A 16,347-nucleotide genomic window follows, 5' to 3' on the forward strand; every position below is an offset into this window, starting at 1 on the left:
TTATTGTTCAAAATAGATATGGATTTTCATCCACGGTCCAGCTATCAATATGTGAAGCATAATCGTTCAAACTTCCGGTTATCCTGTTCCAGTTTTCACCGGATAGCTTAATGAATCTTGATTCTCTCCGATGATTTGATAATAATTCTGTCCTCATTTTTTCATCAGCCGGGTACCATCTGCCTCTTTTTCCAAAATAGTCTGCTGCATGCTCCGCACAACGCCTTAAGTCATGTAAGGCGCCATTTTTAGAAGGGAGCTCATCCAGTATTACCCGGACATTGGCAGTTTGTACTTCCGGTATGTATTTTTGTTTTTCCTGCAGTACTGCTGCATGTTGGGTCATCAGGTTTTCGCATGTGATTTTCTCACCGTATACAAGTAATTGGATATTATTTCCGTCGATAAGTTCTCTGATTTTATGGTTTATTTCTTTCGGTGATTTCACATTATATTTTGCCATTTGTATGAGGCCTGTACGAAGGCCAAGCTGTTTATGAAACTTTATTTGTTTGATCGCTGACTGCAGGTGATTCTCCGGCAGTCTAAAGTCACCGGCAATGACTATATCAAAATGTCTCATCCCATTATGCTTTTCTTCTCTTTTCGGCCACATTGGCTCCGGCACGGGGAATGGTCTTTCTTTTTGCGGTGATCCATAAAAAAGCGTTTTTGCACTTTGATGGTACTGCCGGTGCACTTCGGCATATTCTTTTCTTGCTCCCATTAAAAAGCCGTTGTAGCCGAATGCAGAACTTCCTGTCAGCGAGCCTGCCGTTTGTCTTGGAAAGGATAATGGTCCTGTTTTCAGGTTAACTATCTTTTCATCTCCAAAGGAGCGCCCTATCCGTTTAATATATTCACTGTCTGCGGCAAAACGGACTTCATCCCAAAAACCGACTTTCTTCATAACCGGTTCTCTTCTAAACATCAGGGAAGACATATTGGTAAAAATATAAATTCCCGGGGTCCCTCGCCGGTATAGTCCGAGTTCTTCAGTCATACGTGCCTGCTCCGAAGTATTTGCAATGACATTCGGATTTGCAATCAAATGTCTGACTTGCATTTCCAGTTTCCTCGGGTGTGACCAGTCATCCGAATCATTAATCGTTACAAAATCACCTGTTGCTTCTTCTAATGCAATGTTTCTTGCCACATAGGGACCGCTGTTTTTCGTTGTGGACATCAGTTTGATTCTTGCATCTTTTTCTGTATACGACTTGACTGCTTCAGCTGTTCCGTCCGGACTGCAATCGTCTACTACGATTAGTTCAAATTGCTGCCAAGATTGCATAAGAATGGATTCTATAGCTGTTTTAATGCCGTTTTCTGCATTGTAGGCTGGAATGATTACCGTTACTTTCGGGCCTTTTTCTTCTTTTTTCTCCACCTTGGATATAAGGTTGTCATAAGCCGTTTCCGCTTCCTTATCAGAAAGCATGACCGGCTCCAGTCCATACACATCCATAGCTTTATTGATCCATTCTAAGCGTTTTTCTGTCTTTACTTCCACATTGGCTGCAGCAAGATATAAATCAGGATGTTCCTGAAAGGTAAGCACCTGCTGCATGAACGCTTGTCCTTCTCCTGGTATTCCCAATAGAGAGAGGCATTCCGCTTTAATAACAGCTGCTTTTCTTAATGATTCCGCGTCTTCAACATCCTTCATGGCAGCAGGCAAATAATCCAATGCCCGACGAGCTCCTGTTTTCGTATATTTATTTGCATACCAAAGAGTGAGTTCCCAGGCAATGGCCTGCCTGACATACTTGCTGTCTGTTTCTTTAAATAACATTTCCAGTTCGCGAGTCACTTTTTCTTCAAAACCAAGATTATAAAGATGATACTTATACTTTTTCAGTTGATTGGCGGCGTTTTTTCTTTTATATTCCTTGCTGTAAAGCTGTTTCCTGTTTCGCCTGCCAAGGGCATAGGCAGCAGTTGATCTTACAAATTGCTTCATCTTTTTTGGTGATTGGACGAGCTTCCATGTTTTACTATCGGTTACTGCCTGAAATTCCCGTTGTAATTTTTCCAGCTGTTCTTCTGTTTCTTGCTTTTCGGCCTGCTTTTCCGCAAGTTCTTCTTCCAAGTCACGTAATTCTGTTTCTAATTCAACCATCCGCGCTGATTTCTCATTATCCTTCCAGTTTTTCATAAGCTATTTGCTCCCAATTTTCTTTGGCAATCCAGTCTTTTTTATCCGGATATCTATTTTCAAAGGATGCTCTAATTGTTTCATCCATGGGATACCAAAGCCCATTCTTTCCAAAATAAGCTTGCAGCTGGTTTTGCAATTGATCTATTTTTTCATCCGGTGTTTCAGTCAGGATCACAGCAATTCTTTCTGCTTTTATCTCAGGTATATATTTTTGCCGATGTTCCAAAACAAGCGGGTTCATGACAATTAATTGAGCAGTAGTCAGTTTTTCTCCGTACACAACCATTTGTACATCCTGCCCATCGAGTAATTGCCTGATTTCCGGCTGAATTTCACTATTGATGCGGAGATTGTAACGGTACATTTGTACAAGGCCGATCCGTTTTCCGGCATGCAGCTGTTTGGCAATTTCTTTTTGGGCTGTTTCATTTGTTTGGGGTAAACGAAAATCTGATGCGATGATAACATCAAATTCACGGTAACCGGTAAGCTTTTCCTCCCGCTTTGGCCACATGGGTTCAGGTACCGGAAATGGCCTTTTATTCTGTGGGTACGGATAATACAGGGAATCTGCCTGACTATGAAAAAACTCCAGGCTTTCCACGTATTCTTTTCGAACTCCCATGAAAAATCCTTTATAGCCAAATGCAGAGCTGCTAGTAAGGGAAGCAACAGACTGCCTTGGCAGGGATAAAGGACCTGTTTCCAGGTCTACATAGCTGCTTTTCCCGAAAACTTTAATAAGACGGCGTTTAAATTCCCCGTCCGCGGCAAAGCGTACACTATCCCAGAACCCGATTTTTTCCATTACCGGTTTACGTCTGAACATGATGGAGGACATGTTCGGGAAAATATATTTCCCCGGTGTTCCCCGGCGGTATAATTGCAGGTCTTCCGTCAACCTGGCATGCGCAGAAGTATTTGCCATTACGCTTTTATTGTTCTTCAGATGTTTTACCTGTATTTCAATTTTTTCCACATGGGACCAGTCATCTGCATCATTGATGGTGACAAATTCTCCTGTTGCCTGCTCCAGTGCAATATTTCTTGCTACGTATGGTCCGCTGTTCATTGGTGTGGATAGCAGTTTTACCCGCTTGTCCTTTTTCGCGTAACTGCTGATCACTGCTGCAGTATTATCCGGACTACAGTCATCCACGACGAGAAGCTCCAGGTTCTGCCATGTTTGCGCCAGTATGGATTCTATCGCAGTTCCGATGCCTGATTCTGCGTTGTAAGCAGGGAAAATAACAGATACTTTGGGTCCGTCTTCTATTTTCCTGTCCAATGGTTCATTTTTAATATCGTCGTAGACTGGCTGTTCCATATCAGTAAACGTGATCGGCTGCAAGTTAAACATTTTCATTGCTTTATTCATCCAGTTCACCCGGTCAGTGATGGAAGACTCCAGATTTGCCAGACCAAAATACAAATCAGGATGTGGCTGTGTTTCCAGCATTTCCTGAATGACCTGTTTCCCTTCCTCCACTTGGTTCAGCCGTTCATGACATTCCGCTTTTAAAATGGCGATTCTTCTTAATTGGTCTGCATCCTGCTCTCCTTCAGATGCTGCATGTATATAGGTCAGCGCCTGTTTTGCACCATCTGCCGTGTACATATTTGCATACCACAAAACGAGCTCCCATGCTGCGAGCCGTTTTAAGTGTTTATCTTTGATATTGACATGGAAAGACTTCAAATCTTCCAGGCCTTTTTCTGTAAATCCAAGACTGTAAAGGTGGTGTTTGATTTGTTTTAATTGCTGTCTTTGCGCTTGTTTTTTTCCGCCGATCAGTTGCTTTATTTTCGCTTTTTGTTCGTCTGACAGCTTATCTGTAAGCTTTTTTCTTTGCTGTTCGTTTAACAGGCGATAAAGTATCCAATCAATCGGCGCTATGATTATCTTTTTCAGTAAACGTATCATAAACTCCCACCACCATTATGCGTCAGTCTCTGACTTCTTTTGTGCAGGTTTTTTTCCTTCATTTTTCTTTGTCACCGCATTTTTCATCACCTTTTTATTCCTGCGGTTTCTTACATTCTTGACAGGTTTTACACCCTGGGCTTCCCTATACTTGGCAACTGCCTCTTCCGGTGTGCCGTCATAGCGGATTTGTCCTTTTTCCATCCAGATCGCACGGGTACAAACCTGTTCCACAAAGCTCATACTGTGTGTCACAATGATTACTGCTTTGGCACGTTCCATCATTTCCTGTATACGTTCACTTGCCTTTTGTTTAAAAGCCATGTCTCCGGTGGATAAGGCTTCGTCTATAATAAAGATATCCGGCTTGAGAATGGCTGCGATACTAAACCCGAGCCGGGCCTTCATCCCGCTGGAATAATCCTTGACAGGCTGGTGTATTTTTTTACCCAGTCCGGAGAATTCCACAATTTCATCGTAATTTCTTTCAATCCGTTCTTTGGAAATACCTAAAAGCATCGCATTTAAATAAATGTTGTCTGTTCCGTTGAGCTGGGCGTTAAAGCCGGTCCCATACCCAAGCAGAGAGGAGGTTTCCCCGTTCAGCTCAATTTCTCCTTCATCCGGGGATAATATTTTCGTCAGCACTTTACACAGCGTACTTTTACCGGCACCATTATGGCCGATGATTCCGACGACTTCCCGCTCTTTGATTTCGAAGCTGACATTTTTTAATGCCCAGAAGATGCCTGTGTTCAGTTTAAAGGAAACACCGACATTGTCCGCTTTGACAATCGTGCTGTCCCCCACTTCAGTGTCTGTTTTTTCCAGCTGGAGGTTGCGGTTGCGCCTCGGCGGACGGGGCGGGACGGTTGCTTTATAATTTTCAATGACCGTTTTGGGGTCCCCGATCTCTCTTACTTTCCCCTGATCCAGCCACATGAGCCGGTCACAGTTCTTTTGAGCATACCGGAGACTGTGTGTCACGATAATGACCATCTTTGCCTGCTTCACAAGTTCCTTCATTTTCTCTGCTGCTTTCCGGCTGAATTTGGCGTCTCCTGTATTCAGTGCTTCATCCAGGATGAGTATCTCCGGCTGCAAATGGGAGGCAACACTGAAACCGAGCCTTGCCTTCATCCCGCTGGAATAATACTTCATCGGCTGTTCAAAGAACTCTTCCAGATCGGAGAATTCATGTATATCATGAATATAATGATTGATCATATCTTTAGATATGCCAAGCATCATACCATTTAAATAGACGTTTTCCCGACCCGTCAATTCCTTATTAAAGCCCATGCCGAAGGAGAACAATGCCGTTACATTGCCGTCTACATGCATTTCCCCCTGATCATGCTGCAAAATACCGGAGATGATTTTACTCAAGGTGGTTTTACCGGCACCATTGGATCCGATGATGCCGAGAATTTCTCCCTGATGGCCGTCAAAATTTATATCTGTCAGCGGCCAGACTTTTTTATCTTCTTTTGACCCCTTATCTCTTTTAAACGCATTGAAAATAAGGGATTTATAATCATCCCGTTTCCTGGAATTAAAGGCAACGCCAATATTTTTTGCTTTGATGACATCTTTATTTGTGTCTTTAGTGTTGGACCTCATGGGTTAAAACCTCTTTTATAATGCTTTAATAATTTTGTGTTCATTTTTGTTGTAGTAATAGAGCATGAAAATAATGACAGCTATTGACAGAATGAAAATAATCGTTAATGGTACAAGATCCGGTGTTGTACCGTGCATTAAAATGTTCCGGTAATTTTCCACTATATGTGCCACCGGGTTTATTGCAACGGCCCAGCCGTATTCCGGCGGCAGGCGTCCGCCTTCCCAGATGATCGGAGAGGCGTAGAAGAAAATCCTCGTTACGTACGTCATGAGATTATCAATGTCCCTGACAAACACGGTAACAAAACCCAGCACGAGACCGACTGCCAGTAAAAACGCGGTTTGAATCAGCACGAGGACCGGGAGATAAAGTGCTTCCCAGCCGGGTATATATCCGTATGCCAGCAAAAATACCGCCACTACAATAAGCCCAAAACCGAAATTAAATAATTGCGTCAGCGTAAAAGCCAGCGGAAAGATTGATTTCGGCAAATATACCTGATTAATGATTGAGCTGTAACGCATAATCGATTTGGCCGATGAATTCACTGTGCTGCTGATACATCTCCACGCCACCAGTCCAATCACAAGGAATAATGCGAATGGATAGTCGCCCTGGCTGTCTCTTTGCAATATGATTACAACTAATGTATAGAAAACGAGTACGTTCAATAACGGATCCAAAATCCACCAGAAATAGCCGAGGTAGCTGTTCCGGTGTTCTGCTTTCAGTCCGGATTTTACCAAGTAGAATAGTAAATCTTTTCTTTTTATTATTTCCTGTATGTATTGTCTCATTTTATGGATGACACCGCCTAATTAACTTTGCTTCGGGGGAAATAATTAAAACATGCTGCTGGTCATTTTCGCGCTTTTTCGTCCAGTTTCGTTTTTTTATATTGCAGCAATTCTCTTCTGAACAACAAGCCCTGCTTCATGACTGATTCAGCCCCTATTCCCCCCCGACGCTCCAGCCGATTTTATGTTTCTTTTCTATCGGCCATTCTATATTTTATACTATTTTTCAGTCCAATGACTGCATAATGTGCAAAATAATAGATGCTTTTTATTAAATTCTTCTTTTCAATTACCCTGTATACATACCATTGCCGTTTTGCAGCCTTTAATTTGTTACTGGAAATGGAATTGTCAACACTCCGGTATTTTGCCAGCACTTCAGGCAATCCGTAGGCACGGTAACCCATCTTTGTAATGGTGAGCCAGTAAACATAATCCTGTCTTGTCCGGATATTTACCATATCCAGCGGCCCAATTTTTTCTTTATCAATCATTACTGTAAGACACCCTATCACGCAATGTTTCATCAAATCATGGTAGCCAACAGATTCCGGTGCTTTGGAAATGGCATTTCTTAATGTGCCGTCCTCTTCCATGCGAATATATTTCGTAAAGGAAAAGGCTATGTTTTTCTCCTGCATGAACTGCAATTGTTTATCCAGCTTTTCCGGATACCAAAGATCATCACTGTCCAGGAAGGCGATGTATTTTCCGCCTGCATTCCGCATCGCCGTATTTCGGGCAACTGCCGATCCGCTGTTTTGTTCGAGCTGAAGCAGTTTAATCCGGCTGTCTTCCTGTTCATAGCTTTTTACGATATCTGCCGTTTTATCCGATGAACAATCGTCAACGATGATCATTTCCCAGTTTGTGTAAGTCTGAGCTAAGACGGATTCAATGGTTTCATGTATAAATTTCTCTGCGTTATAAGCAGGTGTAATTACTGAAATTAAAGGGGTTTCCAGCTTTTCCAAGTTATCGGCCCCATTCTTTTTTAGTTGAGCAATTCGTCATACCATGCGACCAGTTTCTCTTCCTGTGTTCGCCAATTCAGATGTTCCTGTACTGCTTTTTTTCCGTTTTCACCCATTTTTTCAGCTTCTTCCGGGTGATTTCTCAAGTATCGGATTGCTTCTTTTATTTCTTCATCATTATTCGGGTCTACTGCTATGCCGCATTCATAGGTTTCCATGAACGCTTTCCACACCGGAAAGTTGGAGCATATGACCGGCAATCCTGCATTCATATACTCAAAGAACTTCGTCAGTTCTTTTTTCATGTAATGTTCTGTCGGCGGAAAAAGGGCAATCCCGGCCAGCCAATTACGTTCAAGATAACGGTCTTCAATCACTTCTTTTTCAATAAACCGATCAATTCCCTCGATGTGCAGCCTGTCCTTTTCCGCTCCAGCTGCTGCTTCCATCTCTTTTGCCAGGTCACTTGGGCATTTGCCGACAAAATGAACTTCTGCCTGCTCGTCGATGAGCGGAATTTTCGCATGAAAAAGTGCGCCCCGAACGTGGGATACATTACCAGTATACAATAATTTATCCTCCTGTGGGCTGCCTTGTCTGTTATGTTTCATAAATTTTTCGTTCACGGTTGGATAGTTTAAAATTAACTCTCCATTTGGGTACATCTCTTTATAATATTTTTCCGCGAGACAAAGCTGAAAATTTCGCGCGAAAAACTTCTCCATATACTTGTACGCAGCGGCAATCATTTTTTTGATCGGCCTGGACAGATAGTCTTTTTGGAGAATGCTTGTGATGTAATCTTCATGTATGTCGTATATGACATGGTTGTTTTTCTTTTTTAACAGCCATGCGACCGGCAGTAATTCCGGATCATGGAAATGATAAACGTCTGCGTTCAGGGATTTTGCCTTTTTATAAGCCTCCCTGGTGCCGAAAATCATTCTTTTCAGTCGGCTTGTGTATGTTTTTAAAGGTATATGTCTTATTGCTTTCGTTTCATTCAGCTGGCTGTTTTCCGGGGGTTGAGCAATTAATGTCACATCAAAACCCGCCGCAGCCAGTGACATGCATTCTTTATGGTAAATACGCGGGTCATAAGGATGATGTACGGTTGTCATATGTACCACACGGTTATTTTTTCTCTCGTTTTTTGCTTTGGTACTGCGTGTGGCAGCCGCAGCATGCTTCCTCTCATTTGGAGTCATTACTCCATCATCTCCTAATTACGGTGTTTGAGAAAGTTTCTTCATATTCTTTTACGATTTTCCGTGCATGAAATTCATTGGCGCGGCTGATTCCTTTATCGATCATTTTCTGTGTTTGTTTCTGGTCAAGTTTTAATGTGCTGATTATTTTTTCGGCCATATCATTGGCATCTCCAGTTTTACAAAGGATACCGTATGCCCCGCTGTCGAGCACTTCCATTGCCCCTGGCCTGCAGTCTGTGGAAACGATCGGCGTTCCTGTCGCAAGTGCTTCTGTCAGCACATGACCAAACCCTTCCCTGATGGAGGACAGTACAAACAAATCGGCATGCTTAAAATAAACATACGGGTTTTGCTGAAAACCGAGAAAATGGATGTAATCCTGCAGATGGAGGGATTTTGCCTGGTTTTTCAATGGTTCTTCCAGTTCTCCTTCACCCAGAATGACTAGTCTCGCGTTCATTTTTTCATTTACTTTTGCAAAAGCGTTAATCAATGTTTCATGATCCTTATCTTTCACAAGTCTGCCTGCGGTAATCAGTACTTTGGCATCTCCACGGAAAACCTCTTCATGTTCCGGGTCGATTTCTCCTTTTTCCATATGTGCTGCTATGTTGTCCACATCCACCGGGTTATAAATCACACGGATTTTTTCCGGTTTTACTTTGTAGCGTCTTACTATATTCTCCTTCACCCCGTAGGACAGGGCAACAACCTGACTCGTCAGTTTATATAGCATCCCCATCACCCGCAATTTCATGTTGGCACGGAAACTGCCGCCGAGGTATGCGGCCTCACGGACGATATTTTTTGCACGGGTAAACGACAAAACCCTTGCTGCAATCGCGATCGTATTATAATTTGGAATCGTGCTGAATACAATGTCCGCCTTTTCCGTGCGGATCACTTTTGCCAGTGGTAAAATGGCCGAGCGAAGGCGTTTTGTCTTTAATTTAATAAATTTTATATCTTCATTTATATAGTTTTCATAGCTTCCATCATAGTCAAGCGTAACAAGCACAGGCGTGAACTTTGTACGGTCCATGTTATTCAGGATGTTCAGCATCGTTCTTGCGGCGCCGCCGGCACCCATCTGGTAGATAAAAAATATAACTTTAATCTTTTTCAACTTATTCAGCCTTCCTCTTGCATGCTTGTAGTGCTGTTGATGGTTCTGTTTCATGATTTACACTTCACGAATTATACCATAGGAGCACGGATAAATAAATTGTCAAATTGTTTGGAAAAAAGGGGTAAAATTTAATTGTTTGCGATTGGCTGATTGACCTTAAATTCAGGGTGTGAGTGAGGGGTTGAGGGATTTGGAAAGTGGAGCGAAATTTAATGGAAGTCGATCGGGAACTTAGTAGTGTCGAGCGGATTTCAAGCAAGGGCGAGCGAGTTTTCCATGTTGGCGTGCGAGACCAAATAAGTTTTAAACATAGCAGCTATAAAGGAAGTCAGGGGTGGTGTCTGACTTCCTCCTTTCATTACTTCTCACCTAATGAAGCCAGCTTCTTTTTCATATACGCCTTTACATCTTCGTGCAAATCTGAACGTTTCAGCGAAAAATCAATCGTAGCTTCCACCAGTCCCAGCTGGTTACCCACATCATAACGTTCCCCGTCAAAATTATAGGCAAGCACTTGTTCCGATTCATGCAGGATTTTAATCGCATCCGTTAATTGAATCTCGTTATCCTTTCCAGGTGGCAGGTCTTTCAAAATATCAAAGATTGAAGGGGTGAGCACGTACCTTCCCATTACCGCCAAATTGGACGGCGCTTCTTCCTGCTTCGGTTTTTCCACCATCGTTTCAATTTCCTTTATGGAGGCACCAAAGTCTTTCCCATCTGCTGCCTTAATAATGCCGTATTTGGACACATCCTCCCACGGCACGTCGTGAACGCCAATAACAGAGCACTGATGTTCATCATAAACTTGTAGAAGCTGTTGCAAACAAGGCACTTCTGATTCGACAATATCGTCACCGAGTAATACAGCAAAAGGTTCATTGCCGACAAAACTGCTTGCACAGGCAATGGCATGGCCTAGCCCTTTTGGTTCCTTTTGTCTGATATAATGAATATTAGCCAGGTTGGAAATGGAGCGGACCTGTTCAAGTACTTCTGTTTTCCCCGTTTTTTCAAGCTTTGCTTCCAGTTCATACGTAGTATCAAAATGATCCTCAATGGCACGCTTTCCTCTTCCGGAAATAATGATAATATCCTCTATCCCGGAATCCACCGCCTCTTCAACAATATATTGAATCGTCGGCTTATCTACAATTGGCAGCATTTCCTTCGGGGTTGCTTTCGTGGCCGGCAACAGTCTAGTACCAAGACCGGCAGCGGGAATAATTGCTTTCTTCACTTGCATACAATTTGTCTCCTTTTCCATGAATGATCGTATATTTCCTTCAATTAAATATCGTTTTTCCAGTTACTCTTAAGTTTATCACATTTGCATGTTATGTCGTAATTAGGCGATGCTACGAAGAGAAAATGCTATACAATAGCGTGATATAATTGTATAGTGAATTTGAGATAAAAGTTTTAATAAAGGAATGAAAATAGCATGGGTTTATTTGAAGATATAAAGGATGGAAAAGAAAAAATCTCCGTCATCGGTCTCGGCTATGTCGGTCTTCCGCTGGCGGTGGAACTCGCTAAGAAATATGATGTCGTCGGGTTTGACATCAATCAGGAAAAACTGGATAAATACAGGAGCGGTGTGGATGTCACGGATGAAGTCGGAGATGAAGCGCTCCGTAATACCACGATGACTTTCACCAGTGACGAAGCGGATCTGAAAGAATGCAAATTTCATATTGTGTCCGTTCCCACCCCGATTAATATTGACAAAACACCGAATCTGGAACCGGTGATCGGCGCCAGCAAAACGGTTGGCCGGAACCTCACAGAGGGTTCCATTGTCGTATATGAATCCACGGTTTATCCCGGTACGACGGAAGAAATTTGCATCCCTGTCCTGGAGGAAGAGTCCGGTTTGGTGTTTGGGGAAGATTTTAAAGTTGGTTATTCACCGGAGCGCATTAACCCGGGTGATAAAGTGAATACCCTGACGAAAATTATTAAAATTGTTTCCGGTTCGGATGAGGAAGCACTAAGGGAAATTTCCGATGTATACGGCTCGATTATTGAAGCCGGTGTGCATGAGGCCGAGTCGATCAAAGTGGCGGAGGCGGCAAAGGTTATTGAAAACTCCCAGCGGGATATTAATATTGCCTTTATGAATGAGCTTTCCATGGTTTTCAATAAAATGGATATTAATACAAAAGCCGTACTGGAAGCGGCCGGCACCAAGTGGAATTTCCTGAAATTCACACCTGGACTGGTCGGCGGCCATTGTATTGGCGTGGATCCGTATTATTTCACTTATAAAGCAGAACAGTTGGGATATCATTCGCAAATAATTTTATCCGGCAGAAAAATTAATGATGACATGGGCAAATATGTAGCAGGCAATGTAATTAAGAAAATGATAAAAGCGAAGCAGGAGATTGACGGGGCAAAAGTGGCCATTCTTGGTCTGACATTTAAGGAAAACGTAGGTGATGTCAGAAATACCCGTATCATCGATATTATTGATGAACTGAAGGAGTACGGGGTAAACGTGATCGTGTATGACCCGGTGGCTGAATCGGAAAATGTCTACCGTGAATTCGGCATCGAATTGGCAGCCAAAGAAGAATTGCATGATCTCGATTCCGTTGTCATGGCCGTGCCGCATCAGGAATTGAAGGAAGAATTTAATTTGGACAGACTGGAAGAACTTTATAAAAATGAAAAGAAAGTGCTCGTCGATATAAAAAGTACCTTTGACAGAAAAGAATGTGAGCGCAGAGGTTTTCATTATTGGAGTTTGTAGGTGGTCAGGGGGACAGGTCAACTGTCCCCCTCCCTTTAGTTTTTCATCTTTTTGGCAAACACAGCTCGTCAGGCAGATGTTTCAACTACAGATTCTTAGCTGCATCCGGATGCAGTTTTTATTCCTTCCTAAAAATACAATTCAGGCAGGGCAATGAAGGCATATCCGTATTTTTTCATTCAGCTCTTTTATTTCTTCCCTTACTGTGTTTTTCTCCTCGGTGCGTCATCCCAGTTTTCAAAAATCAATGATAAACAATTTCCTGGCTGGATTATATGCACGACATTCTGCACAGCTTTTATTCTCAAAAAACTGTAAGCGGGACACTCCTCACTTCAACAAGAAAAACAGCCCCTTTGCTTTAATCCTCGCTCCTTTGCTTTTTCCTGACTATTTTTTGCAGCGCATCAAGGACAGGCCGTTTCCCCCCCATGACGAGACCCATAATCTCTGCAAATATGTGTAAGAGAACAAGTACGAAGAAAGTGATGACGATGGATGTCATCATGCTGGCGTTGGAAAACAGGATGGCCATCGTTCCGAACAGAGCGCTGACTACATACAGGATCAGTACAGTTTTTCTGTGGCTGTACCCGAGTCGGAGCAGCTGATAATGAATATGTTTATTATCGGCTGTCATAATGTTCTCTTTATTGGAGGCCCGTCTGATCATCGTAAACAGTGTATCGAAAATCGGTACCGCCAGCACAATCACCGGAATAATGAAACCGAATAAAGCAATATTTTTAAACAAACCGAGCATGGAAACGACCGCAATCATGTAACCGAGAAAATTGGAGCCGGCATCTCCCATATAAATTTTTGCCGGATAAAAATTATGGTATAAAAACCCAAGGTTGGCACCTATCAAAACAATGCTCAAATAAGCAGCAATCACCTGGGCATCTATGAGCGCCATAATAAAAATACTGATCAGCGCAATCGTTGTAACACCTGTCGCCAACCCGTCCAGTCCATCGATCAGGTTGATGGCATTTGTAATACCGACCACCCAAAGCAGGGTAATCAATACACTCATAAAACCAAGCTCGACCGTACCAAAAAACGGTAATGTCAGCCGGTCAATGATCAACCCGTCCGAGATAAGAAAAGAAGCTGCAATGATCTGTCCGGTCAGTTTCACACCAGGCCGGAGTCCGTACCGGTCATCCAGGGCACCGGTTATAAGAATTACAATCGAGCCAAGAATTATTTCCGGAAGGTTTGGGTGACTGGGAAAAAGATAGAGCAGCCCGATCAGGGAACCGGCAAAAATAGCCAGTCCACCCAGACGGGGAGTGACTTTTGTATGTATTTTCCGGTGGTTGGGGAAATCCACAGCTCCCCATTTAATGGAAAGCTTCTTTACCGGATAGGTAATTAAAAAAGCGGATATGAGGGCAATCGCAAAGGCAATTGCCAGTTCGGCATAATTAAACATATTTCTCTCCTGAAATCATGTTGTCTATAGTCATAGCAGTTTAACTGTAATTGCCTTAAATTATAGCGAAGTATAGGGAGGTTTAGCAAATTATTACGGTGGGGCGAGGAACTACTGTACCACAGCCCCAAATCTTTACGGTGGGGCGAGGAACCACTGTACCGCAGTCCCAAATCTTTACGATGGGGCGAGGAACCACTGTACCACAGTCCCAAATTAATGCTGATTGAGCCGGTGTGAAAATTATGGTAGAATTTATATGGTTTTTAATTATGTTTGAAAGTACAAAAATTTCTCAACACACTTCAAGAAAGCTACGCCACCAAAAAATTCTGTAAAAGGAGGTCGTACCATGCCTTACTTATTTGTTGCAGCGGCAGCACTCGCAGTCATTCCTATATTAATTCTTTATAAAATCAACGTGGAAAAATTAAAGAAAGACCCAGAGGCACGGGGAAAAGTTCAGACAAACTTCATGATTGGTGTTGCAGTAAGTGAAGTCATTCCCATTATCCTGATTATTTACGGCTTTGTAAATATGGAGTCAGTTGCAAATATGGCGGAACTCTACATACCCGGGCTGATTGTTTTATTCATTATGTCCTTTGCCATTTCATTTATTTTTTTGCAAAAGAAAGTGGATGTTCGACCGGAAACCAAAACCCTTGTTCATTCCTTTTCCATGGTCAGCATTCCGCTGTCGACTGCCATACCGCTCATTTCGTTGGTTGGTTTAATTTTAATGATGCCACAATAATTTCAAACAGGCCGGAACACCCGGCCTGCTTTTTTTTGACGGAGCACTTTCTTTTCCTTAAAAAGGACATTATACTCAAATATAGAAGCCAGTACCGGGGAAAGGTGTTTTATCATGACAAAACAAGTATCAACGGCAAAGGTATGCATGCTTGCCGGGAAAATCATGCTGGAATGCGGAGCGGAAACTTACCGGGTGGAGGATACGATGAATCGGATCGCTGATGCGTATGGATTAAAAAATGCGCAAAGCTATGCCACACCGACCGGGATTAATTTTTCCCATGAAAATCAGGACATGACGTACTTTCGCCGGGTCACATCAAGAGCTACAGATCTGCATAAAATTGCAGAAGTAAATCAGATATCCCGAAAAATTGCAGCAGGTGAGTTGAGTCCTTCTGAGGCGAAACTGATGTTAAATAACATTTCCCAGGCAAAGTTAACATTTCCGGCGTGGCTGCAGGTCATGGCAGCTGCTTTGGTGAGCGGCAGTTTTGCCATTATGTTCGGTGGCAGCTGGTGGGATTTTACCCCTGCCTTTCTCGCCGGGGGACTCGGGTTTGCCAGTATGCTTTTTTTTGAAAAACTCGTGGAAATTAAGTTTATCGCTGAGTTTCTCGCGTCCTTTGTCATTGGTCTGGCTGCTGTGGTTTCGATTCATTATGGCTTCGGACTGTCCCTGGATATGATCATTATCGGTGCCGTCATGCCGCTCGTTCCGGGCCTGCACATTACCAATGCCGTCCGTGATTTAATGGCGGGCCATTTGGTTGCAGGTGTCTCCAAAGGGGTCGAAGCACTGTTGACCGCCTTTGCCATCGGCGCTGGCGTAGCAGTCGTGTTCGCATTTTTATAGGAATACGGGGCAGGTTCCTTTTCGGATGAACAGGTGATCCCACCATTAATCGGTGAGTGCAGCTGCCTCCGTCGTTAAACTTTGTACGAAGCTGGAATAAGCGGAATGACAGAAAATTTGCTGCATTTCTATCCCGGTAAAAAGAGGTGTTTTCCATGATGATCCTTACTCATACATTTACCAGTTTTATTGCCGCAGCCGGTTTCGGTGTTTTGTTTAATGCACCAAAACGGGCACTTTTTCAGTGCGGTCTTGTCGGCATGTTTGGTTGGATTTTATATATCACCCTAACATCGGAAGGTCTGGATGTCGTTCCTTCCACTATTTTCGCAGCGATGCTTGTCGCAGTACTGAGTCAGATTTGCGCAAAAATGTTTGAAACACCTGTCATCATCTTCAATGTCTCCGGCATCATACCGCTTGTACCTGGCGGAATCGCCTATGATGCAATGCGTCATTTTGTGCTAAATGATTACACGACCGCTGTCCAGCTATCCACCCAGGTAATGCTTTTGGCGGGTGGGATTGCCATTGGACTTATGTTTTCCGAGGTTGCGAATCAGGTGATTAAAAAAACATGGAAGTGGCTTGGCCCTTGATGGATCGGGAGGTTTGTTCGGACAGTATGGAGGAGGTTAATTCGGAGAGCGAGCGATATTTGCGCGAGGTCGAGCGAAGTTCATGCCTTGGCGAATCGGCCGGGAACCGAG

General features: G+C 43.1%; 13 protein-coding genes. 4 read left to right on the plus strand and 9 right to left on the minus strand.

The features are described 5' to 3' along the window. Window positions 1–7: 7 nt before the first annotated feature. The 8 genes from ACZ42C_RS11555 to galU all read right to left on the minus strand — a co-directional run bounded on the left by ACZ42C_RS11555 (window position 8) and on the right by galU (window position 11,069). Entirely contained in the window at window positions 8–2,158 is a 2,151-nt protein-coding gene (locus ACZ42C_RS11555) for a glycosyltransferase family 2 protein (RefSeq protein ID WP_461180160.1), read from the minus strand. Further along, entirely contained in the window at window positions 2,139–4,085 is a 1,947-nt protein-coding gene (locus tag ACZ42C_RS11560) for a glycosyltransferase family 2 protein (protein ID WP_461180159.1), read from the minus strand. Before ACZ42C_RS11560 ends, ACZ42C_RS11555 begins: the two co-directional genes overlap by 20 nt. A gap of 15 nt (window positions 4,086–4,100) precedes the next feature. Continuing rightward, window positions 4,101–5,708 (minus strand): ABC transporter ATP-binding protein, encoded by a 1,608-nt coding sequence (locus ACZ42C_RS11565; protein WP_461180158.1) that lies wholly within the window; start codon window positions 5,706–5,708, stop codon window positions 4,101–4,103. Window positions 5,709–5,723: 15 nt separating this feature from the next. Continuing rightward, on the minus strand, window positions 5,724–6,509 hold the full coding sequence (locus tag ACZ42C_RS11570; RefSeq protein ID WP_461180157.1) for an ABC transporter permease: 786 nt from the start codon (window positions 6,507–6,509) through the stop codon (window positions 5,724–5,726). 182 nt (window positions 6,510–6,691) lie between these two features. Then, window positions 6,692–7,483, minus strand: a complete 792-nt coding sequence (locus ACZ42C_RS11575) for a glycosyltransferase family 2 protein (RefSeq protein WP_461180156.1) — start codon at window positions 7,481–7,483, stop codon at window positions 6,692–6,694. Between the two features lie 20 nt (window positions 7,484–7,503). Further along, window positions 7,504–8,604: a glycosyltransferase gene (locus ACZ42C_RS11580; RefSeq protein ID WP_461180170.1), complete on the minus strand. Its 1,101-nt coding sequence runs from the start codon at window positions 8,602–8,604 to the stop codon at window positions 7,504–7,506. Between the two features lie 94 nt (window positions 8,605–8,698). Further along, window positions 8,699–9,874, minus strand: coding sequence for a glycosyltransferase (locus tag ACZ42C_RS11585; RefSeq protein WP_464891263.1), 1,176 nt, complete (start codon window positions 9,872–9,874; stop codon window positions 8,699–8,701). A 307-nt stretch (window positions 9,875–10,181) separates the two neighbouring features. Continuing rightward, window positions 10,182–11,069, minus strand: coding sequence for a UTP--glucose-1-phosphate uridylyltransferase GalU (gene galU, locus ACZ42C_RS11590; protein WP_461180154.1), 888 nt, complete (start codon window positions 11,067–11,069; stop codon window positions 10,182–10,184). 198 nt (window positions 11,070–11,267) lie between these two features. Here galU and ACZ42C_RS11595 point away from each other — a divergent pair, with 198 nt between their 5' ends. After that, window positions 11,268–12,581 carry a nucleotide sugar dehydrogenase gene (locus ACZ42C_RS11595; protein WP_461180153.1) on the plus strand — a complete coding sequence of 438 codons (1,314 nt, stop codon included), beginning with the start codon at window positions 11,268–11,270 and terminating at the stop codon, window positions 12,579–12,581. Window positions 12,582–12,942: 361 nt separating this feature from the next. Here ACZ42C_RS11595 and ACZ42C_RS11600 read toward each other — a convergent pair whose 3' ends face one another. Further along, entirely contained in the window at window positions 12,943–14,022 is a 1,080-nt protein-coding gene (locus tag ACZ42C_RS11600; protein ID WP_461180152.1) for a glycosyltransferase family 4 protein, read from the minus strand. Between the two features lie 352 nt (window positions 14,023–14,374). Here ACZ42C_RS11600 and ACZ42C_RS11605 point away from each other — a divergent pair, with 352 nt between their 5' ends. The 3 genes from ACZ42C_RS11605 to ACZ42C_RS11615 all read left to right on the plus strand — a co-directional run bounded on the left by ACZ42C_RS11605 (window position 14,375) and on the right by ACZ42C_RS11615 (window position 16,236). After that, window positions 14,375–14,779 (plus strand): hypothetical protein, encoded by a 405-nt coding sequence (locus tag ACZ42C_RS11605; RefSeq protein WP_461180151.1) that lies wholly within the window; start codon window positions 14,375–14,377, stop codon window positions 14,777–14,779. Window positions 14,780–14,893: 114 nt separating this feature from the next. Beyond that, window positions 14,894–15,637: a threonine/serine exporter family protein gene (locus ACZ42C_RS11610; protein WP_461180150.1), complete on the plus strand. Its 744-nt coding sequence runs from the start codon at window positions 14,894–14,896 to the stop codon at window positions 15,635–15,637. 155 nt (window positions 15,638–15,792) lie between these two features. Beyond that, a complete protein-coding gene (locus tag ACZ42C_RS11615; RefSeq protein WP_461180149.1) occupies window positions 15,793–16,236 on the plus strand; it encodes a threonine/serine exporter family protein in 444 nt (147 codons plus the stop codon). The last annotated feature ends 111 nt before the right edge of the window (window positions 16,237–16,347 follow it).

The organism is Virgibacillus kimchii (genome assembly GCF_055379185.1).

Coding starts and splice junctions, on each gene's coding strand:
- ACZ42C_RS11555 (WP_461180160.1), bottom strand. CDS start 2,158: ATGAAAAACTGGAAGGATAATGAGAAATCAGCGCGGATGGTTGAATTA.
- ACZ42C_RS11560 (WP_461180159.1), bottom strand. CDS start 4,085: ATGATACGTTTACTGAAAAAGATAATCATAGCGCCGATTGATTGGATA.
- ACZ42C_RS11565 (WP_461180158.1), bottom strand. CDS start 5,708: ATGAGGTCCAACACTAAAGACACAAATAAAGATGTCATCAAAGCAAAA.
- ACZ42C_RS11570 (WP_461180157.1), bottom strand. CDS start 6,509: ATGAGACAATACATACAGGAAATAATAAAAAGAAAAGATTTACTATTC.
- ACZ42C_RS11580 (WP_461180170.1), bottom strand. CDS start 8,604: ATGACAACCGTACATCATCCTTATGACCCGCGTATTTACCATAAAGAA.
- ACZ42C_RS11585 (WP_464891263.1), bottom strand. CDS start 9,874: ATGAAACAGAACCATCAACAGCACTACAAGCATGCAAGAGGAAGGCTG.
- galU (WP_461180154.1), bottom strand. CDS start 11,069: ATGCAAGTGAAGAAAGCAATTATTCCCGCTGCCGGTCTTGGTACTAGA.
- ACZ42C_RS11595 (WP_461180153.1), top strand. CDS start 11,268: ATGGGTTTATTTGAAGATATAAAGGATGGAAAAGAAAAAATCTCCGTC.
- ACZ42C_RS11600 (WP_461180152.1), bottom strand. CDS start 14,022: ATGTTTAATTATGCCGAACTGGCAATTGCCTTTGCGATTGCCCTCATA.
- ACZ42C_RS11605 (WP_461180151.1), top strand. CDS start 14,375: ATGCCTTACTTATTTGTTGCAGCGGCAGCACTCGCAGTCATTCCTATA.
- ACZ42C_RS11610 (WP_461180150.1), top strand. CDS start 14,894: ATGACAAAACAAGTATCAACGGCAAAGGTATGCATGCTTGCCGGGAAA.
- ACZ42C_RS11615 (WP_461180149.1), top strand. CDS start 15,793: ATGATGATCCTTACTCATACATTTACCAGTTTTATTGCCGCAGCCGGT.